Source organism: Streptomyces sp. NBC_00207, assembly GCF_045160965.1.
Classification (GTDB): Bacteria; Actinomycetota; Actinomycetes; order Streptomycetales; family Streptomycetaceae; genus Streptomyces.
The window spans coordinates 896301-916714 of record NZ_CP130715.1; the positions used below are offsets into that span (position 1 = coordinate 896301).

Below are 20414 nucleotides of genomic sequence, written 5' to 3' on the forward strand. Positions count from 1 at the left end.
ACGAGCTACGCTCCTCCGCCTTGCGATGCACCGCGCCAGACGCCGCGGCCTGAGCCACAAAGATCGCCCGGACAGGACCTCGGCACCGCCGCCCCGTGGCCGCGGTGGAGATCACCCGGGTGCCCGGCACGGGCTGCGGGTGCTCCCGTCGGCGCCGTCGCATAGTCGTGGGAGGCCCCGTGACGGCGGCGGCGTACCGGATGGAGTGATGGTGGTGGAGGTCGGACGACGCGCCGCGCTGGCGGCGCTGCTGGCCGCAGGGCTCGTACCCTGCTCCGGTGCCGCGGCGGCGCAGCCCACCGCGCAGCCCACCGCGCGGGCCGCGGGCGAACCGCCGGCGGGCGCACCGGCCGCGGGCCGTCCGGCCTCGGGTGCTCCGCCCGCCGGTCCGCGCCCGCCGGCCTCGCTCCTGGGCAGTGAGATCCGCCGGCTGCCCACCTCGCGCAAGGTCGTCGCGCTCACCTTCAACGCCGCGTGGGACGAGGCCGGGCTCGACACCGTGCTGGCCGAACTGCGGCGGCGCAAGCTGCCCGCCACCTTCTTCCCGACGGGGGAGTTCGCCGACGCCCACCCCGCGGCGGTCCGTGCCATGGGCGCCGCGCACGGCCTCGGCAACCACTCGTACAGCCACCCCTACTTCGGTGAGATCAGTGCGGCGGAGCGTGCCGAGGAAGTGCGGCGCGCGGACGCGGCGATCCGGACGGCGTCCGGGACCGAGCCGCTGCCGTTCTTCCGTTTCCCCTACAGCTCCACCACCCGCCAGTCCGTCGCCGACGTCAACGACCTGGGCTACGCGGCGATCGAGTTCACCGCCGACACCAACGGCTATCTCGGCCCGGAGGGCGGCATGACCGTGGACGAGGCGGTCGAGCGGGCGGTCGACGCCCTCACCCCGGGAGCGATCATCCAGATGCACGTCGGCAGCACCGGCGACGGCGTCGTCCTCGACGCCGACGCCCTCCCGCTGATCATCGACGCGGCCCGGGCCGACGGCTACGAGGTCATCGACCTGCGCGAGTTCCTGAGCGCGCCGGCTTCCCCCGCTGCCGCGGGGGCCCGGTAGCGGTCGGGCCGGCCGGCTCCCGGAGCCGGTCCACCGCCCTCGCCAGCCGGAAGCCCGCGATCTGGCAGGTCACGAGGGAGACGAGGACCAGGACCACGAAGAACCGGTCGTTGATGAGTTCGGCCTGGCGGGTGACGCCCGCCAGGACGATGCCGATCGTGCCGCGGGCGTTGAGGGCGACGGCGAGGGACGAGGAGAACACCCGGTCTTCCCCCGCCACGCGCGCCGCCGCCCAGATGCTGGCCGTCTTGATGCCGCAGGCGAGCGTCAGGAACCACAGGAAGAACAGCGGATCGAAGGCGCGCACCAGGTCCAGGCGCATGCCGACCAGGACGAAGAAGACCGGGATGAAGAAGGCCATCGAGAACTGGCGGATGGCTGCCCAGACCGCCGTTTCCCGTCCGGCGTCCGGGGAGGTTACGCCCTCGGCCGCGTGATCGGCCTCGTGATCGCCGCGGGCGGCGCAGATGCCCGCCATCAGGGCACCGAACACCGCGTTGATGCCGAGGCCCAGGCACAGCAGCACCACGGCGCACAGGAAGATCAGCCGGAAGGCCACCGGGCTCTGCCGGGCGACGATGTTGGCGCGGTGACCGGCCAGCCGGCGGAAGAGCCGGGCGCCCCAGGTCAGGCTCGTGGCGAAGAAGAGCAGGCTGACGACGGTGAAGTAGACGGCCGTCGGCACGGCCGTGGCGGTGCCGATCAGGTCCCACAGGCCGACCGGGTGGCCGGTGCCGGAGCGGGCGAGGCCGAGGACCACGGCGAGGACCACGTAGAGGATGACGTCCTCGATCACGGCGACCATCAGGACGATCCGGCCGAAGGCGGTGTCCATGATCTTCAGGTCCATCATGATCCTGGAGATGACCGGAATGGCCGCGACCGCCATCGCGAGCCCCACGACGAGGGCGGTCGTCACCGTGGAGCCCGCCGGCCCCGCGAAGGAGGCGGGGACCAGCGCCGCGATGCCCGCGCCCGCCGCGAAGGGCACCACGAGGCCGGCCGCCGCGACGATCGCCCCGGTGCGGCGTTCCCTGCCGCCCGCCCGGATGCGCAGCTCCGCGCCGGCCAGGAACATCAGGAGCAACTGGCCCAGCTGGTAGAGGGCGTCCAGGGCGCTGGTCACCGCCCCGGAGGCGGGGAACAGCGCGGCTCGGGCCGCGGGGGCGACGAGCCCGAGGAGGGAGGGGCCCAGCAGGATGCCTCCGACGACCTCCCCGATGACCGGTGGCTGGCGCAACGCGCCGAAGAGAAAGCCGCATCCGTGTGCGGATGCGCAGATCACGGCGAGGGCCGCCAGCAGCCGGATGGTGTCGATCGCTGTCATGCCGGATCACTTCCACTCGTTCCGCGGGGTGGACGTCGTGCTGCTCGGATACACGTCGGTGCGGGGAAGGACTGTTCGGCCGACACGCTCGACGGCGGTGTGAGGCGGGTCGGTTCGGCGCGGTCCCATTGAATCGCCTCCGCCCTGCCGGAGTCGACGTGAGCCCGGTGCCGCCCGGGCCCGCGGGCCCGCGTACTGTCTCCCTGTTCGAACCCGGGGAGGGGACATCCATGCAGGTCGGAACGAGACGCGGCTTCCTGGTCGCGGCCGCCGCCATCACGGCGTCGGCGTCCGTCGGCGCCTGCCGGAAGCGGGGTGCGAACGACGACCCGCTCGATGTGCCGGCGAGTGCGAACCTGCCCGCGGCCAGGGAGTCGGTGGCCGCCGACGGCACCACGATCGTGCTCGGTGACCCGGCCGCTCCCCTGGCGGTCCGGCTGTACGAGGACCTGAGCTGCCCCGCCTGCGCCGAGTTCGAGACGGAGGGCACCGGCCCGTACCTGAAGCGGGCGGCCCGCAACAACGCGCTGCAACTGCAGTTCACCCTGGGGTCCTTCCTCGGGCCGGGGTCGAAGTTCGCCGCGAACGCACTGCGCGCCGCCGTGGACCAGGGCAAGTTCGCCGAGTACCACCACGTGCTCTACAGCCACCAGGTGCACGCACGGAAGTCCGGAGGCTTCACGAGGGACCGGCTGCTGGCGCTGGCCGTCCTGGTCGAGGGACTGCGCGGCCCGGAGTTCGACGCGGCCGTGCAGGAGACGAAGTACCGGGAGTTCGTCGAGGCCTCCGACGAGGCGCTCGGCGACTCACCCGCCGAGAGCACCCCGACCATGGAGATCAACGGGGCCCTGGTGAAGGAGGGCAACCGTGCGCTCTACACCGACCGCAACCGTCTCTACCGGCACCTCAAGAAGGCGTCCGGGGCGTAGGAGCGGCGCGGCGCGCGTACTGCCGGGCCGCGAGCCCCCAGGACAGCCCGAAGAGCAGCCAGTAGGGCGACCACAGCAGCAGGTCCCAGCTGGCCAGGGTGCGCGCGAGGTCCAGGTGCTCAGGGGGTGCGGAGGCCCGGCCGGCCAGCAGCCAGAGGTCGCCGGTGAACCCGTAGCCCAGGAGTCCGACGGCGCGCGCCACCATGAACGCGCATCCCGCCCAGGCCCCGGTGAGCAGCACCGCGCGCCGGACCCGGCCGTGCGGTCCGAAGCGGCCGCGCAGGTGAAGGGCCGCGGCCATGCCCACCACGGCCAGTGCCACCGACAGCCAGTGTTCGGTCACCGTGTTCCCGGCGCGATCGAGCAACTGGGCCCGGGCCGTCGGCGGCAGCGGGGTCTGGCGTGCGAGGATCGCGCCCCCGAGGGCCCAGTCGAGCTTCATCGCGCCGTACGCGAAGGAGCACCAGAAGACCGTTCGGGCCGCCTGTACGCCGGTCCGGTGGGTGGCCGTCATCGTACGGACTCCGCGCGCGTGCGCCGGTGGTAGGAGACGATCACCACGCACCAGGCGGTCAGTTGCGCGGCTCCCCCGAGGCCGTCGGCCGCCGCGGCCCAATCGCCGGACAGCACGTCGAGCCCCTGGCGCCCCAGGGTGACCGCCATCCCGAGCGCCTGCAGCAGCAGGCCGAGTGCGAGGGCGCCGAGCACCGCCCAGCGCGGGATCCGCCCTCCCCAGCGGGTGACGGTCGCCGCGACCACCGCCGCCGCCACGACGCCGAGCAGCGCGTTGCCCGCCTGCGCGGCCGCGGGGTGCTCGAAGCGTGCCTGCACGGCCTCGGGCGCGGGGCTGCCGGGCATCCCGATCTCCCCGCGTGCCGCCATGTACAGCTTCAGCCCCGTGTACATCAGCATGTATGCGACGGCGAGGGCCGCGGCCAGCCGTACGAAGCGGCCCGCCGGCGCGGGCCGCGCGGGCGTGAACAGCATCCGGCGCGCTCTGTCGGCGTACCTGTTGAGGATCATGCCCTCAGGGTGACCGGCACCGTCCGCCGCGCACGTCATGCCCGGGGAGCATCCCCCTCCCCCGAATGGTGGAGGGAACCTTGTCGGTTGGGGACGTATTCGGCCGGGGTCGAGGGCGGGGCCGGGGCCTTGCGGACGCAGCTTCGTGGCCGCGGGCGCCGGTAGCGGCAACAGGCCGATGGGTCCATAGGATGGTTCTATGCCCCTGCCTCCCCGCGTCCCCGATCTCGCCGCCCTCGACCTGCTGCTCAGCGTCATCGAACTGGGCAGTCTCGGCAGGGCCGCCGAAGCGCACGGCATCAGCCAGCCGTCGGCCAGTTCCCGCATCCGCTACCTGGAGAAGCTGGTCGGCCTGCCCGTCCTGGAACGGACGACGCTCGGTTCCCGGCCCACGCCGGCCGGCGCGCTGATCGCGGAATGGGCGGGGACGGTGGTCGAGGCGGCGCAGCAGTTGGGCGCGGGCATCGAGACCCTGCGGGAGCAGCGCGACTCTCGGCTGCACGTGGCGGCCAGCCAGACCGTCGCCGAGTACCTGTTCCCGAAGTGGCTGGTGGCGCTGCGGGCGTCCGCCGCCGTCCCGGCCGCCGTCACCCTGGAGTCCGGGAACTCGGCCGGGGTGGCTCAGGCGGTACTGGAGGGCCGGGCCGGGATCGGCTTCATCGAGAGCCCCCGGGCGCCGAAGGGGCTGGAGAGCCGCCCGGTGGCCGTGGACCGCCTGGTCGTCGTGGTGGCGCCCGGGCATCCCTGGGCCCGGCGTTCCACGATCACCCTGGAGGAGCTGGCGGCCGCGCCGCTCGTCCAGCGCGAGGCCGGCTCGGGAACCCGTACGTCCTTCGAGCGGGCCGTCGCCGCCCGCGTGCCCGACTGGCGGCGGCCCGCGCCCCTGCTGGAGCTCTCCTCCACCACGGCCATCAAGACGGCGGCGGCCGCCGGGGTCGGTCCGGCCGTGGTCAGCTCGCTGGCCGTGTCCGTGGAACTGGCCTCGGGGACCTTGAAGTCCCCCACCGTGGCCGGCTTCGACATGGCCCGCTCCCTGCGTGCCGTATGGCCCCAGGGGCAGCGTCCGGCCGGACCGGCGCGGGACCTGTACGCGATCGCGCGGCGGGCCGGTGCGGGGGCCGGTTCCGGCGCCGGCACCGAGAGGCCATAGAACGAACCTATGGATGCATCGGCCGGTTGGTGCTACCGGCGCGGAACTCCCGGGCGGAGGGTGGAGTCAAGAAAAGCTCCCCCCGATGAAGCAGGGACACCATGTACACCCTCCTCTTCCTCTTGATCTTCTTGTGCGTCGTGGCGGTGGTCCGCGACTGGCCGGCCCGGGCCCGGATGCCCCTGTGGACGGGAACCCTGATCGTCACGGTGCTGGCGTTCCTGCCCCACGTCATCGACCACGCCTTCCACATCGCCCTCTGAACACCGCGTTCCGGAGGAGGAGACCTCTCATGAGCACCACCACCCTGACCCCCGCCCCCGCCGTCCCCGCGGCCGGCGATCCGGCCCGGCTCTCCCACCGCCTGGGCCTCTGGTTCGCCCACGCCTACGTCATCGGCCTCTGCGGCACCCTGGCCGGCGCCTACTTCTTCCAGTTCGGGCTGCGGGAGTACCCCTGCCCCATGTGTCTGCTCCAGCGCATGTTCTTCCTGCTCAGCGCGCTGGGCCCGGCCTGGATCATCGCCCGATCCCGCAAGGGGGCCATGACCACCCACGCGTGGGCCTCCGGCTGGGGCTGGGCGATCCTGGCCGCCGTGACCGGCAGTACCGTCTCCGCCGCCCAGGTCCTGATGCACATCGTGCCCCCGGACCCCGGCTACGCCGGCGCCCTGTTCGGCCTGCACCTCTACACCTGGGCCCTGATCACCTTCCTGGCCGCCGCCGTGGCCGCCGCTGCCGCACTGTTCCTGACACCTTCCGCGGAGCCCCTGGACGCCGGACTCACCTCCCCCGCCCTGCGCCGGGCCGGCGTGGTCACCCTCGCCGTGCTCGTCGTCTTCGCCGCCAGCAACCTGATCGCCTGCTTCCTCCTCCAGGGCTTCCACTGGCAGATGCCCGGCGACCCCACCGGATACCGGTTCTTCACCGACCTCGGCCTCTGAACCGCTCCCCGGCCCCGGCTCTCCCTGTTTCCCCGCCCGGTTCCCCGGCCCTCCCGGCCGGGGAACCGGCGTGTGCGGCCGCCGCCCAACCAATGTGCGGCCACGCCTCGTTGTCCCGGTCGGTTATCGTCCGTCTCTCAACCGACCGACCGGCACAGGGGGATGCAGCAGGTGAGCGAGAAGGACGTTCTGGCGCGGAGCTTCGAGGAACACCGCCCCCATCTGCGGGCAGTGGCCTACCGGATGCTGGGCTCGCTCAGCGAGGCGGAGGACGCCGTACAGGAGGCCTGGCTCAAGCTGAGCCGCTCCGACGCGGGTGCCGTGGAGAACCTGGGCGGCTGGCTGACCACCGTGGTCGGCCGGGTCTGCCTGGACATGCTGCGCTCGCGGACCACGCGGCGCGAGGATCCGCTTCACGACCAGGACGGGCAGGTCCGCATCCCCGACCCCGTCGTCAGCCGTGCGGACGGCCTCGACCCCGAGCAGGAGGTGCTCCTGGCCGACTCGGTCGGCATCGCCCTCATGGTCGTCCTGGAGACGCTCGCCCCCGCCGAACGCCTGGCCTTCGTCCTGCACGACCTGTTCGCCGTCCCCTTCGACGACATCGCCCCCGTCCTGGGGCGCAGCGCGGCCACGACCCGGCAGCTCGCCAGCCGCGCCCGGCGCCGCGTCCAGGGCGCGGCGCCCGCCCCGGACCCCGACCGGGCCCGGCTGCGGGCGGTCGTCGACGCCTTCCTCGCCGCCTCGCGCGGCGGGGACTTCGAGGCGCTGGTCGCCGTCCTCGACCCGGAGGTCGTGGCCCGCTCCGACGGCGGCGCGCTGCGCCCCGGCCTGGTCCGGCGCGGCGCGGCCGACGTCGCCTCCCAGGCGATCACCTTCGCGCGGTTCGCCGCGGCAGCCCGTCCGGTGCTGGTCAACGGGATCCCCGGAGTGGTCGCGCTGGCGGAGGGCCGGGCGATCTCGGTCATGGCGTTCACCATCCGGGACGGCAGGATCACCGCGCTCGACATCCTCACCGACCCCGAGCGCCTCGCGCGGATCGACCTGAGCGTTCTGGAGGGCTGAGCCGCCGGCAGCAGCCGTGTGGTGCCCGGGGCCCCTCGCGCCCCGCGCACCACACGGTGACGGGCCCGGCCGTGCGGCTCTACGATCGCCGGGTGATGGAGACTTCGAAGCCCGAGCCGGGTGTCGGCCCCGGCACCGCCCTGGTGCTGATCGACCTGATGCCCCGTATCGTCGCCCTGCCGCTGGCCCCCCACACAGGCGAGGAGGTGGCTGCGCGCTGCGGGCGACTGGCCGAGGCCTTCCGGGCCGGCGGCCGCCCGGTGGTGGCGGTGCGGGTCGAGCGTCCCAACGTGGCCGAACAGCCGCCCGGCAGCGGCTTCGCCGAGGGCATCGCCCGCCCCGGTGACATCGAGATCGTCAAGCGCACGGTCGGCGCCTTCCACGGAACGGGCCTGCACGAGCGGTTGCGCGGCCTGGGGGTGGACAGGCTGGTCCTGGCCGGGCTGGTGACGACGATGGGCGTGGAGTCCACCGCCCGCGCGGCGAGCGACCACGGCTACGAGGTCGAGTTCGTCGAGGACGCGATCTCCGCCTTCGCGGCGGACGAGCACGAGTTCGCCGTACGGAGGATCTTCCCGAAGTTCGGCGAGGTCCATACCGCGGCCTCCTACCTGAAGGCCTTCGCCGCGGAATAGGGGCTGAGGCCGGTCGGGGTCAGGAGAGCCGCCACGGTGCGGGCGGAGCCCGTAGGGCACGGGGGCCCGAAACGGCGCCGGGACCGCCTCCGGGTGCGTGCCCCGGCCCGGCCGAGGATGGTGGAGTCCTGGCTCTTCCTTCCGCGCTCCGCCCGGAGCACGGCGGCCTCTGGGAGGTTCGATGCGACGTGTGCTCGCCCTTGTGCTCTCCGGGCTGTTCGCGGCTACCACGGGCTGTTCCGGAGAAGCGACGGTCACCACCACACCGGCGAGCAGCGCGCCGGCCCGGGAAGCGGCGCCCGCCGTAGTGCAGTCGACCCCCATACCGTCCCGGCCCGCTTCCGCCGCAGTAGGGGCCACCATCGACCTCAGCGGCCTCGAGGACGGCGAGAAGCTCGCCGTCACCCTCGTGAAAGTCGTAGACCCGGCCCGCGCCAAGAACCCGTACTCCACCCCCGAGGCGGGAGCACGGTACGTGGCGGTCCAGTTCCGGCTCAAGAACACCGGCACCGCCGTCTACCAGGACTCTCCGAGCAATGGTGCGAAGGTCGTGGACGCCCAGGGCCAGCAGTTCAGTCCGGCATACACGGAAACCAGTGCCGGCCCCGAGTTCCCCGGCAGCATCACCATCGCGCCCGGGGACACCGCACTGGGATTCATCACGTTCGAGGTTCCCGGCACATCCGAGATCGCCAAGGTGCACTTCTCCATGAACAGCGGCTTCTCACCGCATACGGGGCAGTGGAACGTGCCCTGACCCCCGACAGCCTGCAAGCCGTCCGGGCGGCCGGCCGGCACGTTCGGATCCTCGCCTGCGGGAGCACCATTGCGTCCGCCACCGGCGGGCGGTAGCCGGCGCTCTGGTCTCCGGCGGGCGAACGGTCCCCCGTACGGACGGCTCGACGGGCATCCGCCTCCGGACGGCCGGAGGATCAGTGCGGGGACACGCGACGGGAGCCGATCAAGGATGCCGAACACCGCCGGTCGCTCGAAAAGGGCGCGCATCGTCCTGTCAGGTGTGCTGCTCCTCGCCGGGGTCGTCTCGACCGGGTGCAGCGGCGAGGCCCGCGACGCCGGGCAGGAGCCCGGAGCAGGCCCCCGCCCCCAGCCGGCGCGCTCCGGCAGGGTCACCGTCGTCTACGAGGCCCAAACGGTCAAACCCGAGGACCGGGAGGCCGTGGCACTGATCCGGAACTCCCGCGTGCTGGAGCGTACGGCCGACTGGGTGAACAGAACACTCACCCTCCCGCACGACATGGTCGTGAAGGTCACCGCCGACGTGCCGCCCGGAGTCACCGACGCCGTCACCCAGCCCGACGGCAGGACGATCTTCGTCCCGCCGCCGTTCCTGACCGAGATCGAGAAGGCCCTCGCCGACGTCGTGAAGACCGTCGAACGGCCCGCCCCGTTCCCCGCGTCCGAGTACAACACCGACGACCTGACCGTGTTGTCGACCGAGTTCATCTTCGGCCACGAGATGGGCCACGCCCTGCAGCGCCAGCTCCTCCTGGCCAACCTCGGCCTCGAAGAGGACGCGGCCGACGGCTTCGCGTCCTTCTACACCGTCAACGAGGTCGGACCGGGCCCGTCGCTGGCCGCCGCGATCCTCTTCGACGAGATCGCCCGCAAGGAAGGCACGCCGACCTTGGAGGGCATGTCGAGCGACCACCCCGTCACCCAGCAGCGGGCCTTCAACTTCCTGTGCTACCTGGACGGCAGCGACCCGAAGAAGTACCAGCAGTCCCTGGTCGACAGCGGCTATCTCCCGAAGACCCGCGCCCCCCTCTGCCCGCAGGCGTGGGCCATGCTGGACTACGGCTGGTGGACCCAGCTCCAGCCCCACTTCAGCGCGGCGTTCAGGGCCCAGGGCGACGAGGAGCAGAAGAAGGCACACGCGCGGCTGATCGCGGAGACACAGGCTCTGGCGAAACGGATCGACGAGATCCGCACCAGCCAATGAGCCCGTCCGGCACCTGCCCGGGAGGCTCTGCAGACGCGCGCGGACCTGACGGCGCGCCCTGTCGTTGACCGGCGTGGCTAACGGCGGCGTGGGCGTCGGCTGCAGCTCCCTCCCTTCATCTCCCTCCCGTCATCACTCACCGTCCTCGGTGGGCCCGGACCGGCCAGGAGTCTCGGGACTTCCAAGGGATCGGCACCATGGACATTCGCGCAGGTGGCTCGCCGGGTCCGCTGGCGGTGGCAGGGACAGGGGGAAGCCCAACCTGTATTCGTCCTGAAGGGCTGGCATCGAGCTCATTCGCGTGCGGGGCGGGGTGGTTTCGCCGGCCGTGCCTGCTTCGGCCAGGCGGCGGATCGCCCGCATCAGCAGCGCCCGCACCGTGCACGCCACCCGTTGCACCGCCGCCCATGGATCACGAGCGGCTGGGTCACCGCAGGGGGCATCCTCACGCGACCCTTCTCGCGGACTGTGTCCGGATGATCTGGAAGACCCGGTCCATGCCAAGAAATTTCCTCATCTGCCGCGCGCCTCGGAGGGATGGACCTTCCTGGCGGGAGCACCCCGTCCATTGCAGAGGAGCCTCACGATGATAGACCGATGATAATTCTTTCACTTCAGAGATAATTCACCTTCCCCATCGATCCCCAGCACGGAATACATCAAACAGGCATGAGAGCACCCGTTACCGCTTCAACACAACCCATTCGGCGGCGAGGGGGCAGCAATGTGCGAATTGCCGGGGTTTTAGCCCGCCGCCTGGTGTGCGAATTGCCGGGGTTTTCGCCTCACTTCGACGATGTACGAATTGCCGGGGTTTTTCTGTGATATCAGCCAGCCTTTCCGCTTGGTCTGCTTGATCAGAAGGGCCGGCCGAGCGGCCTGCCGGCGTGTGGCATTGGACAGCACTCCGGCCTGACTCGTCCCAGCTCTCCGGACACGGTTCACGAGGCCAATACATCGAGGCGACAGGGCACTGGACGCACTCGCCGAGCCCATTTCGGCGGCCTCACCGCGACCCGGAACCTCGTCGCCCGGGGCGCCGGCATCACCTGCGTCGCCGGAACCCAGGACGCGACGAAGTCCGAGCCGACGCGAGCACCCAGCCGTCAGAGCTGCAGTCGTTCAGCGGGTGGAGCCGGCCGCCGGCAAGGAGGCGTCGTGCCGTAGGACGGGTGGCCGACATGGCTCATGAATGACCCGGATGCGCAGACGCCAAAGGGCCCCTCCCCCGGCCACACCGGCTCCGCGGCTTCCCGACGAGACAGCCGCGTAGCGTCTACGTGCAGGGACAGAACCTGCTTGAAGCGTCGTTGGCGCCTCAGTTCAAGGGCGTCCACGCCCCAGAGACGGCCCACCCCCGAGGAGTGCAACGACGTGAAAACTGTGCCCAGTGCGGTGGAAATCAGCACGATCCACAGGAGGATGCCTCCCACGGCTGGTCCTTTCGAAGGTTACAGAGGAAAGGACCGCCCGGACCGGAGCCCCGGCGGTCGATCGGCATAACGCAGGGGCATATGCCTGGTTGCGCCCTGTCCTCCGATTGCAGCCATGCGCGGCAATCCACCAGTCTTAGCATCTCGATCTACTTACCGATGATCAGTCGACTGCTGTGAGCGTTCAGACGAGGGCCGCAGCCGACCCTCCGGGCTCCAAGCCGGGGGCAGCGCGCTCCTTTGGGGTGAGGCGGCCGCCCGAGCCCGGGCAGCGAAGCCGAAGGATCCGATGGATGGGGCTCGGCGCGGCAGCAGGGCGGTCCTATTGAAGTACGCGCGTTGGCGTCAGCCGCCCCGACAGATGGGCGGACGGGGTGTCATAGGTGACGGGCACGACGGCAGGGAAATACGTTCCTGCTGTTCGCCTGTCTGTTTGTCGAAACTGATAAGACAGGCCCAACACTTGTCCATCGGCCACCATCACCCGGATGGCGCATACCCTGACCAACATCGACAGCGTTTATGGAATATGACAACAGCAAAGCTCCCCGTCTTCTTCCGCAGGGCCGCGGAACAAGACGGACAGGGAGACAGTTTTCACTCCGGGGCGATCCGGATCGGGAAGTGGCTTTTCATTCCGGGCTCAGCCGACTCGGGCGTGACCCGGAACGCAACGCTGGAACACGAGACTCTGGAAATCGATCTGAGCTACTCGTCCTCGATCTTTGAGGAGTTCCTTCACGCGATGAGCGTGATCCAGGTCGACTTCGGCAGGCGGTTGGGGATCACGGCAGCGTCCGCAACGACTGTCGGCGAGTGCTCGGGTGGCAGCTCCCATGTATGAGCCGTACGGGTACCCGGACATCCACGGGGTCCGCCCCGAGCCGGAGACCTCGGCGTTCTGGGGCCGGCCAGAGCACGTACAGCACGAGCACGTACAGCACCCCTCTCCCGGGCAACCGCTCGGCGGCCCCGGCGAGGCGCATCGACCGTGGGATCCGGCGGAGGAACTCGCCGGCCTTCTCCAGGAGAGCGCTGCAGCTGGGCAGCGGGAGCCCCTCACCCGAGGCGGCTTCGACGGTACCGGTGACACGGTCAGCACCATCGGCCTCGTCGCAGGGCTGAAGCACGCCGCTCCCGGGCGTCCGCCCGCACAAGCCTCCAGGGGGCACCGCCGGAACCTGTCGAAATCGCCGGTCGTGACCCTGCTGCAAACGGGCAGCCTGTTCACCGCCGCGATGGTGGGCGCCATCGCCGCTGTGGTGAGCATCCTCAGCGGGCTGGCCATCTGCGACGCCCTGCGCCACAGCGCCGGACCTCACACGGCCCGCGACGTGGTCAGTTGGTGGCCCCTGCTGATCTACGGCCCCTGGATGGTCGCCTCCCTGTCCATCCTCAGATCGGCCTTGCACCAGCGCCGCGCGCTGCACTCCTGGTCCATCGTGTTGTTGTTCTCCACCCTGGCCACGCTTCTGTGCGTGGCCCAGGCACCCCGAACGATCGCCGCCGGGACGGCGTCCGCCCTTCCTGCGGTCGCGGCGCTGGCCTGCTTCCAACAGCTGGTCCGCCAGATCACACTGACGCGACCGCCTCGCCAGGCCGCGCCGCGACACCGGAACCCGACGGCCTCCGTGTCCGTTCCGCTCAAGCAGACGGCCGCAGCCGCGGCAAGACGTGGCCCGGGCCGTGTCCCTCCCGGCTTCCCTGCGGAAGACAGCAGGGCAGGCCGCTCTCCGTCCCACAGCCACGGATTCGGGTACGGCGCATGACGGTCGCACGCGGGCGACTGCGCGGGAGCCTCCTCCGGTTTCATCTCTTTTCTGCTCGGCAAGAACGAGCGAACGCCTCCGGGAAGAGTGGGCGCAAGCCGGTACCGTCAGGGGAGTCCGGCCGACCGAGAGTCTTGCCGCCGGCCAGAGCGAGTCGCGGTTCACGCGACGCGGCGGAAGTCCTGGGTGAGCGTCCCAGCGGGAACCGGGCTGTCGCACGACGACGCAAGAGGGCCGATCGGCCCGTGGGCGGCAACCGCGAAGAGCAAAGGCGGTAGCAGCCGCTAACTCCTCCCTGGCCAACCCGGTCCTTCCCACACGTCAAAGGGGTGCTCGCCTGCACCTTTGAAACGAAGATCGAAACCGATAGTCACGGGCCGTGCGCAGACTCAGTCCGACGGTCTACCTCCTCTTGTCCCCATCGCAGCCGATCCTGGGCTGTCCACCGCGATGCGGCCTGGACCGCACCCGCAGCCCCGGCATCCGGCCACTACGACACACCCGAGCGACGTGCCGTAGGGAAGGGTCATGCCCGGCTACGGGGCAGGCGCGCCGGGCAGAGGACCGCACCCCACTGAAACGCAAGCACAACGCGCTCCGGCGCCTCATCTCCAGCTCTATCACGAGAGGTTGGCAACATGTACGAATTGACCTACACGGAGCGAATCCAATACAAGCGGCGCCAGGACACGGCCTACCAGGCCGGCGAAGATGCTGTGACCAACCTTCAGGCGGCGCTCGCACGCGCAGACCTGACCCTTCCCTCCCTGAGCAACGACGGGCCGGTGGCCGGCCACGGCTTCGTCCGGCTCGGAGGATGCAACGCGGCCTTCGCCAACCGGCTCGCCGAAGTCATCGCCGCAGGTGCCGACGCCCTGAAGTACCAACGGAAAGCCGGCAGGGTGGAACAGCCCCAGGAGGGGCTGAGGCAACAGCGCAGCATGCACTCCGTCGAAGTCGACGGCTACCGGATCCTGCGCGCCGAAGCCCCGGCCGCACCGGACCACATCACCGCGTTCCTCCTTGCCCTGCGCGACACCGGGTATGCAGCTCGCGTTGACCGAAGGTCGACGCCGGCCCACTGAGGCCCTACGAGCCGACGGGCCGTGGCCGAACCAGTCCGCCCCCGCCATCAGCTCGACGAGAATGTCCTGGACGAGCTGATGGCAGGGACGTCCTCGCCGAACGCCGCGACCGACTCGATGGCGAGCGGCGGGCCGCGCTCGCCTTCTTCCCACAGATCGCTCGGGTACCGGCGGCGTTCGGGCGTGATTCCGGCATGACACTTCACTCCTCGTGAGTCGGCCACCTGTAGCCGTTCGTGACGGTGGCCGTCGTCTTATGCGAGGCGTTCGGTCCTGGTGGCGAAGTGAGCCGTCGTGGTGAGCCTGCTACTGCATCGGGTGCCCTTCCTGGTGTTGTTCACCGGTCCGTCGTCAGTGCGCTGCCGATGATGCTGGCCGGATCTCCAGGGCTCCTTCATCACCACGGTGCCGGGAGCGACCATCCCACCGCTGGCGTCACTGCCTTCATTCAGGTGTGGTTCTGGTGTTGTCGAGCCGTTTGACGCGCGCTACGTTCTCCCGGTCCTCGGCGTCCACGCTCGCCTCGGCGGCGAACCAGGCGTCGAGGATCTCCTTGAGCAGTGGTTCGGAGGTCAGGCGCAGGCTGAGCGCGAGCACGTTGGCGTCATTCCAGCGGCGCGCACCGTCCGCCGTGTAGGCGTCCGTGCACAGGGCTGCGCGTACGCCGGGAACCTTGTTCGCGGCGATCGACGCGCCCGTACCGGTCCAGCAGCACACGACGGCCTGGTCGGCGTTCCCGGCGGCGACCTCGCGGGCCGCCGCCTCCGAGCAGGCTGCCCACTGCGGATCGTCGCCGGGGCGCAGCGCCCCGTACGTCACCACGTCGTGTCCGCGATCGCGCAACTGCCCGAGGAGTGCACGAGCCACGGGTTCGTCCATGTCCGAGGAAACGGAGATCCGCATACCCCGAGACTAACCAGCCGTGGACGGACGGTCGTCGCGAGTCGCGGAAATGAGCACTCGTCGTTGCCGCGGTTGACCGCGACCTCAACCGGCGTCACACGAGGATCAACAGTCACCGTGCGTACACGCGTAAACGCGTACACGACCACAAAAGTCTCATCGACATCCTGGCCGGCACCTTCGGACCGCTGGTGGACCGCGGGACTGGAACGGCTCACGCCTGGTATCCCACCAGTCCGCCAAGCGCTGAAACCCATCCGTACGAGCGCACCCCATCAGCAGCTTTCGCCCTCCCTGCGCACCGCGACGGGGAGGGCGTCTCCTTGGCGGCCCCGGGGCCGCTGGTGTCGGATCTCCGTACGCCGTCGACTTCCTCGACACCGCCGTCTACTGCCTCCATGCAGCCACAAGGTCCGGAACCTCCTGCCGGCCCCCGGCACACCACCCGCCAGACCGCGTACTCGCGCCGACCGATGCCGCACCGCAGCGCCATCCCGTAGATCTGCCACGGGCTGTTTTGGGGAGGCGACCGTCGGCGGTATCGCGAAGCGTGGGGGATCTGAGCGGTTTGCCCTGTGCTTGCCTTCCGGTTCGTGCTGCCCGGGTTGGCTTCGCCTTTCCCTTTCCCCGAGCGGGTCAGCCCGTACCGGAAGTGTGCTGAGACCGCTGCGACGGCCTGGTGCACGTGGATGAGGCTGGTGACACCGGAGCAGCAGGACCGCCGGCATGCGGCACGTGAGTGGGGGCATTGCGCCGCGGTGGCAGTGCCGCTGGCATCGGAGTGGGCGCTGATGCTCCTGGCGTGCTGGTTGGCCTGGATCGGCGCACTCGGCGGCGCGGCGGAGGCCCGTGCCCGCGGCGGCGTACGCACGCCGCCCTGCAGCTGCCCCGGCGCGCCTTCCAGTCGCAGGTGAGGATCGTGGAGGAGCCCTGCCTCACCGCCGTCCCGGCGTCGCGCACACACCGACCACACCGCCCGGTCCGGGCGATTCCTGCCCGGCATCGGCCGCCTCACCCCTTGGCCCCGCTGCGGTGAGGCCGGTGGACGGCCGGCTGGGGGTGGCTGGGTAGAGTCGCGGTCATGCTCGTCCGCCCTGCCCGACGCCATCGGCCGGCCGTCGCGGCCTTCCTGGCCGGTGTAGTACTGGCCTGCGCCTACCTGATGTGGGGCCCCGGACACGCCAGCGCGATGTCCATGCCCGCCCCCATGCCTGGCATGGCAGCGATGGCCGCCGTGGACTCGGCGGCGGATGCCGGACAGCATCCGGCCGTCTCCGGTGCGGGCCACGACGGTTGCCCGGCGATGAGCATGGACTGCCCGCTCGCGACCGCGCACCCGCCCCTTCCCGTCGCTCTCGTTGCACCGCCCGCCCCCACGGCCCTCGCTCAGCCGGCCGTAGCCGACACGGAGTCGGCACGGACCACCGACGACGGGTGTGCCTGGCCAAGGGCACCTGACCCAGTCGCTCTGCTCTGCGTCAGCCGGACCTGACACCACCCCGCACCCCGACCGGTCGCGCACCGACCGACGGGTGCCTCGCCGTGTCCTGATCCGGTACCTGTCCCCTTGGGAGAGTTCCTCCTCCATGTCCACCACGTTGTTCGTCACTGCCCTGACCACGGGCCTCTTCGCGGGCGGCGCCTCATGCGCCGCCGTCCAGGGCGGCCTCCTCGCCGGCGCCGTCGGCCGCCGCGCCACCGCCTGGACGCCCGAAGCCTGGGAGCGCAGCGGCCTGTTCGCTCCCATCGGTGCGTTCCTCGGTGCCAAGCTCGCCTCCCACACCCTGCTCGGCGCCGCCCTCGGCTTGGCCGGAGCCGCCGTTCAGCCCGGCCCCCGTACCCGCGCCGTCCTCCTGGTGGTCAGCGCGCTGGTGATGGTGCTGTTCGCCCTCGACATGCTCGGCGTCCGCGCCGTACGCCGCTTCGTGCCCCGACCGCCCGCCTCCTGGGGACAGCAGGTGCGCAGGTCGGCGAAATCGACGGCCGTCACCACCCCGGGCGTCCTCGGCTTCCTCACCGTCCTCATCCCCTGCGGCGTCACGCTCAGCGTCGAGCTGATCGCCATCACCACCGGCTCGTCTCTGGCCGGAGCGGCGGTCATGGCTGGTTTCGTCCTCGGTACCGGGCCGCTCTTCGCCGTGCTCGGGTTCTTCCTGCGCTCGGCCGCCCGCATTTGGCAGGGCCGCCTCACCGCAGTGACCTCCGTGATCGTGCTGGCCGTCGCGGTGTGGACACTCACCTCCGGACTGCGACTCGGCGGCTGGTGGCCCACACCTGCACCCGCCGCGGCAGCCGCAGCCGCACCCGCACCCGCACCCTCGGAGACGGTGACCACCGCGAACAACACGCAGACCATCACCGTCCAGGCCCGTACCAACTCCTACACACCCACCAACATCACCGCCGCCGCTGGCGTGCCGACCAAGCTGGTCGTCGCCACCCGCGGCACGAACGGCTGCGTCCGCTCCTTCGTCGTCCCCGACCGCGGCATCCAGGAAATCCTGCCCGTCACCGGCGAGACCGTCATCGACCTCGGTACCCCCAAGCCCGGAGTCCTCGCCTTCACCTGCGGGATGGGCATGTACGGCGGCGAAATCCGCTTCCAGCAGCCCGCCACCGTCACCACTGGCCCGAACCCCACCGCACCTCAGGAGACCGCCCGATGACCCTCCGCCTCGAGTTCACCGTCAGCGGCATGCACTGCAACAGCTGCGGCCTCCTCATCGACGACGAGATCGAAGAGCTCCCCGGCGTCACCGCCAGCACCACCAACCTGCGCACCGAACGCACCGTCGTCGAACTCGACCGGCCCATTCCGGCCGAGCAGATCATCGAAGCGATCGCCACGGCCGGGTACACCGCCACCGTGGCCGGCTGACCCCCGTCTGGGCGGCGCACTGTCAGTCCGGCGGAGGAACGCCAGCACACGGTCGAGGAATACCTCACCGCTGGAATGACGCCCCCCGCCCGCTGGGGCGTCGGGTGGCCGGCGAAGGGCCGCGAGCCCTACACGAATGACCAGGACACGCCCAGCTCGCTGATCGGGCGGTCACCGCGAAGTCCAACCAGGCCAAGGCCGACAAGGACCCGGCCGAATGGCTCCCGCTCACCGCCTCCTACGACTGCGCGTACGTGACGGGCCGGGTCGAGACCAAGCTCCGCTGGGACCTGACCGCCGACGACCGCGAGCGCGAAGCGCTCCTCGGCCTGGCGGACGACTGCCCGGCGCCGCCGTCTCCTACGAGACCGCGCCGTAGGGGCTCGACCTTCAGGCCAGCCGGGAGCCAATGCGAAGGCTCATCTCCCATCAGGGCCCTCGCCTCGTCCCCGCTGATCAGCTTCAGGCGCGGCCCGGTGTCCGCGTCGAGGAGCACGTCCAGCATCTCGCCGGACCGCTCGTCGCGTCACCCTGGACCGATCCGGCGCTTCGGTCCGGACCGGGGCGGGGCAGGGGTCGGCATCCGGGCCGGCAAAGCAGACCGAAGCCCCTGCCTGGCCCGACGGGCCGGCAGGGGCTGGTCAGCTACATGAAGGCATCACCGTGTGAACCGATACCGGCACGGGAAGCCACGCGCTGGGTCTCAGACTCAGCCGGAAGTGCCCGGGCTTGCTTCCCCAGGGGTTTCACCGGTCTCCGTGGTCGGGGTCTCGGTGCCCGGCGTCTCGGTGCCCGGCGTCTCGGTACCCGGCGTCTCGGTACCCGGCGTCTCGGTACCCGGCGTCTCCGTACCCGGCGTCTCCGTACCCGGCGTCTCCGTACCCGGCGTCTCCGTACCCGGCGTCTCGGTGCCCGGGGCGGGCTTTTCGGGCTTGTGCTCGCAGTACACCGTGCCCTGGTAGAACTTGCAGCCCGGCATGTTCTTCACGTCCTTGAACTTGCCGTGCTTCTTTCCCTGGTTCTTCTTGCCCTTGTGGCCCCAGCTGTCCTTCTTCCCCTTGCTCCCATGACCGCTCTTCGCGTGGTCGGCAACCAGCGCGGCTGCCTCGCTGACCTGCGGCTTGGCCGGCGCAGCGAATGCACTGGTGGGCAGCAGCACGCCTCCCCCGACAATCGCGGCCGAGACGGCGAACATCGAGAAACGCTGCTTCCGGGAAGTGCGAGCCATGAGAATTACTCCAGAAAAACGGGGGCGGGGGGCTGAAGGACTCCGGCGAAATGTCTGGTTTGTTCTTCTGCTGAAAAGACTGACTCCCGGACTTCACGACGCTGTCCGCCGACTGTCACAGGCGCGTGACAGGCCCCCTTGCCCGAGCAGCACCGGTTCGACGCCACTGGCCCAGCACCTCGGCGGCCGCGCAATCACGGCAAGCGTCCACACCGGGCCGCATCAGGGCGTTCTTCACCGCCGGGACGCGGCCTCGCCGGGCGGGACCGCGATGATGCGGCCGTCCACGCATCGCGTGACCAGCTGCTCCTCGCCCGCCGGGTGCGGCGCCCGGGTAGTGCTGGAGGGCGCGCCGGGCCGCCCTGCTCCAGCCGGCCTCGGTGGTCGCCCGGTGCGGATGAGCGTCCAGCCGGAGGCTGAGGCCGAGCAGCTCCCTGCGTATCTCGTGCCCGTCGGCCGGGGGATCTGCGGCCAGCCGGGTAAAGATCCGGGTCCACTGCTGCTCCAGAGCGACCAGGTCGTCCGGGAATCCGGTGGCCGGTCTCGGGCCGCCCGGTTCGGCGCTCACGCCGCGGCCACCCACGCGCAGGCCCGGGCGCGGCGGCGCAGCTCGACCTGGGCAGCCCGGGAGCGGCCCGGGACGGCCCAGAAAGGATGCGCCTCGATGCGGCAGGAGAGGGCAATCAGCCGACGTCGAAGCGCCGTGGTGCCGGCCTGCGCGGGCTGGCGGGCCAGGTTCGGCGTAGGTGCGCAGCCATGCGGCCTGGAGGTCGAGCAGCTCGTCGGGGAAGCGGATGGACGCCATCCATTAATTCAATTAGATGTTCGATTATGGACGCGAATGACACCCCTCCGCCGATCGGATGTGTGACTTAGCGCTGCAGTCGGCCCTTTAGCGTCGTAGTTGGCCCCTGAGCGTTGTAGCTGGCCCGTCCCTACCCTGCTCCTGCCGGCCGCCCGTCCGCTGGGCCCGCCGCCCTCACCACTGCATCCGGCAAATTGAAGGATGGTGAGGGGCAAAGT

Annotated in this window: 19 protein-coding genes; 14 read left to right on the forward strand and 5 right to left on the reverse strand. The window is 70.8% G+C overall.

Annotation, left to right across the window (positions count from 1 at the left end; translation table 11 throughout):
* The first annotated feature begins 208 nt into the window (after window positions 1–208).
* Window positions 209–1063: a polysaccharide deacetylase family protein gene (locus OG472_RS04635; RefSeq protein WP_405940956.1), complete on the forward strand. Its 855-nt coding sequence runs from the start codon at window positions 209–211 to the stop codon at window positions 1061–1063.
* On the opposite strand, the gene OG472_RS04640 is transcribed toward OG472_RS04635, so the two are convergent.
* Window positions 1002–2390, reverse strand: coding sequence for a cation:proton antiporter (locus OG472_RS04640; RefSeq protein ID WP_405940957.1), 1389 nt, complete (start codon window positions 2388–2390; stop codon window positions 1002–1004). The two genes, OG472_RS04635 and OG472_RS04640, sit on opposite strands and share 62 nt — an antisense overlap.
* A 230-nt stretch (window positions 2391–2620) precedes the next feature.
* On the opposite strand from OG472_RS04640, the gene OG472_RS04645 reads away from it, so the two are divergent.
* On the forward strand, window positions 2621–3319 hold the full coding sequence (locus tag OG472_RS04645) for a thioredoxin domain-containing protein (protein ID WP_405940958.1): 699 nt from the start codon (window positions 2621–2623) through the stop codon (window positions 3317–3319).
* On the opposite strand, the gene OG472_RS04650 is transcribed toward OG472_RS04645, so the two are convergent.
* The gene (locus OG472_RS04650) at window positions 3297–3833 is read right to left on the reverse strand and encodes a hypothetical protein (RefSeq protein ID WP_401602933.1); all 537 of its coding nucleotides are present in this window, start codon (window positions 3831–3833) and stop codon (window positions 3297–3299) included. The two genes, OG472_RS04645 and OG472_RS04650, sit on opposite strands and share 23 nt — an antisense overlap.
* The gene (locus OG472_RS04655) at window positions 3830–4342 is read right to left on the reverse strand and encodes a hypothetical protein (RefSeq protein ID WP_401602934.1); all 513 of its coding nucleotides are present in this window, start codon (window positions 4340–4342) and stop codon (window positions 3830–3832) included. The genes OG472_RS04650 and OG472_RS04655 overlap by 4 nt, the downstream gene beginning before the upstream one ends.
* A gap of 199 nt (window positions 4343–4541) precedes the next feature.
* Here OG472_RS04655 and OG472_RS04660 point away from each other — a divergent pair, with 199 nt between their 5' ends.
* The 10 genes from OG472_RS04660 to OG472_RS04705 all read left to right on the forward strand — a co-directional run bounded on the left by OG472_RS04660 (window position 4542) and on the right by OG472_RS04705 (window position 14382).
* Entirely contained in the window at window positions 4542–5492 is a 951-nt protein-coding gene (locus OG472_RS04660; protein ID WP_401602936.1) for a LysR family transcriptional regulator, read from the forward strand.
* 101 nt (window positions 5493–5593) lie between these two features.
* Window positions 5594–5755, forward strand: coding sequence for a hypothetical protein (locus tag OG472_RS04665; protein WP_405940959.1), 162 nt, complete (start codon window positions 5594–5596; stop codon window positions 5753–5755).
* 29 nt (window positions 5756–5784) lie between these two features.
* A complete protein-coding gene (locus tag OG472_RS04670; protein WP_405940960.1) occupies window positions 5785–6435 on the forward strand; it encodes a disulfide bond formation protein B in 651 nt (216 codons plus the stop codon).
* A gap of 162 nt (window positions 6436–6597) precedes the next feature.
* Window positions 6598–7500 carry a sigma-70 family RNA polymerase sigma factor gene (locus OG472_RS04675; RefSeq protein WP_401602940.1) on the forward strand — a complete coding sequence of 301 codons (903 nt, stop codon included), beginning with the start codon at window positions 6598–6600 and terminating at the stop codon, window positions 7498–7500.
* A 95-nt stretch (window positions 7501–7595) separates the two neighbouring features.
* A complete protein-coding gene (locus OG472_RS04680; protein WP_405940961.1) occupies window positions 7596–8135 on the forward strand; it encodes an isochorismatase family protein in 540 nt (179 codons plus the stop codon).
* A 190-nt stretch (window positions 8136–8325) separates the two neighbouring features.
* Window positions 8326–8892, forward strand: coding sequence for a DUF4352 domain-containing protein (locus OG472_RS04685; RefSeq protein ID WP_405940962.1), 567 nt, complete (start codon window positions 8326–8328; stop codon window positions 8890–8892).
* 210 nt (window positions 8893–9102) lie between these two features.
* On the forward strand, window positions 9103–10095 hold the full coding sequence (locus OG472_RS04690; RefSeq protein WP_405940963.1) for a DUF4344 domain-containing metallopeptidase: 993 nt from the start codon (window positions 9103–9105) through the stop codon (window positions 10093–10095).
* Window positions 10096–12057: 1962 nt separating this feature from the next.
* Window positions 12058–12372 (forward strand): hypothetical protein, encoded by a 315-nt coding sequence (locus OG472_RS04695; RefSeq protein WP_405940964.1) that lies wholly within the window; start codon window positions 12058–12060, stop codon window positions 12370–12372.
* The gene (locus OG472_RS04700) at window positions 12365–13297 is read left to right on the forward strand and encodes a hypothetical protein (RefSeq protein ID WP_405827958.1); all 933 of its coding nucleotides are present in this window, start codon (window positions 12365–12367) and stop codon (window positions 13295–13297) included. The genes OG472_RS04695 and OG472_RS04700 overlap by 8 nt, the downstream gene beginning before the upstream one ends.
* Before the next feature lie 638 nt (window positions 13298–13935).
* Window positions 13936–14382 carry a hypothetical protein gene (locus OG472_RS04705; protein ID WP_401602951.1) on the forward strand — a complete coding sequence of 149 codons (447 nt, stop codon included), beginning with the start codon at window positions 13936–13938 and terminating at the stop codon, window positions 14380–14382.
* A 444-nt stretch (window positions 14383–14826) separates the two neighbouring features.
* Here OG472_RS04705 and OG472_RS04710 read toward each other — a convergent pair whose 3' ends face one another.
* A complete protein-coding gene (locus OG472_RS04710) occupies window positions 14827–15285 on the reverse strand; it encodes an RpiB/LacA/LacB family sugar-phosphate isomerase (protein WP_401602953.1) in 459 nt (152 codons plus the stop codon).
* 1586 nt (window positions 15286–16871) lie between these two features.
* On the opposite strand from OG472_RS04710, the gene OG472_RS04715 reads away from it, so the two are divergent.
* Window positions 16872–17951 (forward strand): sulfite exporter TauE/SafE family protein, encoded by a 1080-nt coding sequence (locus tag OG472_RS04715; protein ID WP_405940965.1) that lies wholly within the window; start codon window positions 16872–16874, stop codon window positions 17949–17951.
* Window positions 17948–18163: a heavy-metal-associated domain-containing protein gene (locus OG472_RS04720; RefSeq protein ID WP_401602957.1), complete on the forward strand. Its 216-nt coding sequence runs from the start codon at window positions 17948–17950 to the stop codon at window positions 18161–18163. The genes OG472_RS04715 and OG472_RS04720 overlap by 4 nt, the downstream gene beginning before the upstream one ends.
* A gap of 709 nt (window positions 18164–18872) precedes the next feature.
* On the opposite strand, the gene OG472_RS04725 is transcribed toward OG472_RS04720, so the two are convergent.
* A complete protein-coding gene (locus OG472_RS04725; protein ID WP_405940966.1) occupies window positions 18873–19391 on the reverse strand; it encodes a hypothetical protein in 519 nt (172 codons plus the stop codon).
* Between the last annotated feature and the right edge of the window lie 1023 nt (window positions 19392–20414).

Excerpts from the sequence above, each read along its gene's own strand:
- OG472_RS04635 (WP_405940956.1), top strand. The coding sequence starts at position 209 with ATGGTGGTGGAGGTCGGACGACGCGCCGCGCTGGCGGCGCTGCTGGCC.
- OG472_RS04640 (WP_405940957.1), bottom strand. The coding sequence starts at position 2,390 with ATGACAGCGATCGACACCATCCGGCTGCTGGCGGCCCTCGCCGTGATC.
- OG472_RS04645 (WP_405940958.1), top strand. The coding sequence starts at position 2,621 with ATGCAGGTCGGAACGAGACGCGGCTTCCTGGTCGCGGCCGCCGCCATC.
- OG472_RS04650 (WP_401602933.1), bottom strand. The coding sequence starts at position 3,833 with ATGACGGCCACCCACCGGACCGGCGTACAGGCGGCCCGAACGGTCTTC.
- OG472_RS04655 (WP_401602934.1), bottom strand. The coding sequence starts at position 4,342 with ATGATCCTCAACAGGTACGCCGACAGAGCGCGCCGGATGCTGTTCACG.
- OG472_RS04660 (WP_401602936.1), top strand. The coding sequence starts at position 4,542 with ATGCCCCTGCCTCCCCGCGTCCCCGATCTCGCCGCCCTCGACCTGCTG.
- OG472_RS04665 (WP_405940959.1), top strand. The coding sequence starts at position 5,594 with ATGTACACCCTCCTCTTCCTCTTGATCTTCTTGTGCGTCGTGGCGGTG.
- OG472_RS04670 (WP_405940960.1), top strand. The coding sequence starts at position 5,785 with ATGAGCACCACCACCCTGACCCCCGCCCCCGCCGTCCCCGCGGCCGGC.
- OG472_RS04675 (WP_401602940.1), top strand. The coding sequence starts at position 6,598 with ATGCAGCAGGTGAGCGAGAAGGACGTTCTGGCGCGGAGCTTCGAGGAA.
- OG472_RS04680 (WP_405940961.1), top strand. The coding sequence starts at position 7,596 with ATGGAGACTTCGAAGCCCGAGCCGGGTGTCGGCCCCGGCACCGCCCTG.
- OG472_RS04690 (WP_405940963.1), top strand. The coding sequence starts at position 9,103 with ATGCCGAACACCGCCGGTCGCTCGAAAAGGGCGCGCATCGTCCTGTCA.
- OG472_RS04695 (WP_405940964.1), top strand. The coding sequence starts at position 12,058 with ATGACAACAGCAAAGCTCCCCGTCTTCTTCCGCAGGGCCGCGGAACAA.
- OG472_RS04700 (WP_405827958.1), top strand. The coding sequence starts at position 12,365 with ATGTATGAGCCGTACGGGTACCCGGACATCCACGGGGTCCGCCCCGAG.
- OG472_RS04705 (WP_401602951.1), top strand. The coding sequence starts at position 13,936 with ATGTACGAATTGACCTACACGGAGCGAATCCAATACAAGCGGCGCCAG.
- OG472_RS04710 (WP_401602953.1), bottom strand. The coding sequence starts at position 15,285 with ATGCGGATCTCCGTTTCCTCGGACATGGACGAACCCGTGGCTCGTGCA.
- OG472_RS04715 (WP_405940965.1), top strand. The coding sequence starts at position 16,872 with ATGTCCACCACGTTGTTCGTCACTGCCCTGACCACGGGCCTCTTCGCG.
- OG472_RS04720 (WP_401602957.1), top strand. The coding sequence starts at position 17,948 with ATGACCCTCCGCCTCGAGTTCACCGTCAGCGGCATGCACTGCAACAGC.
- OG472_RS04725 (WP_405940966.1), bottom strand. The coding sequence starts at position 19,391 with ATGGCTCGCACTTCCCGGAAGCAGCGTTTCTCGATGTTCGCCGTCTCG.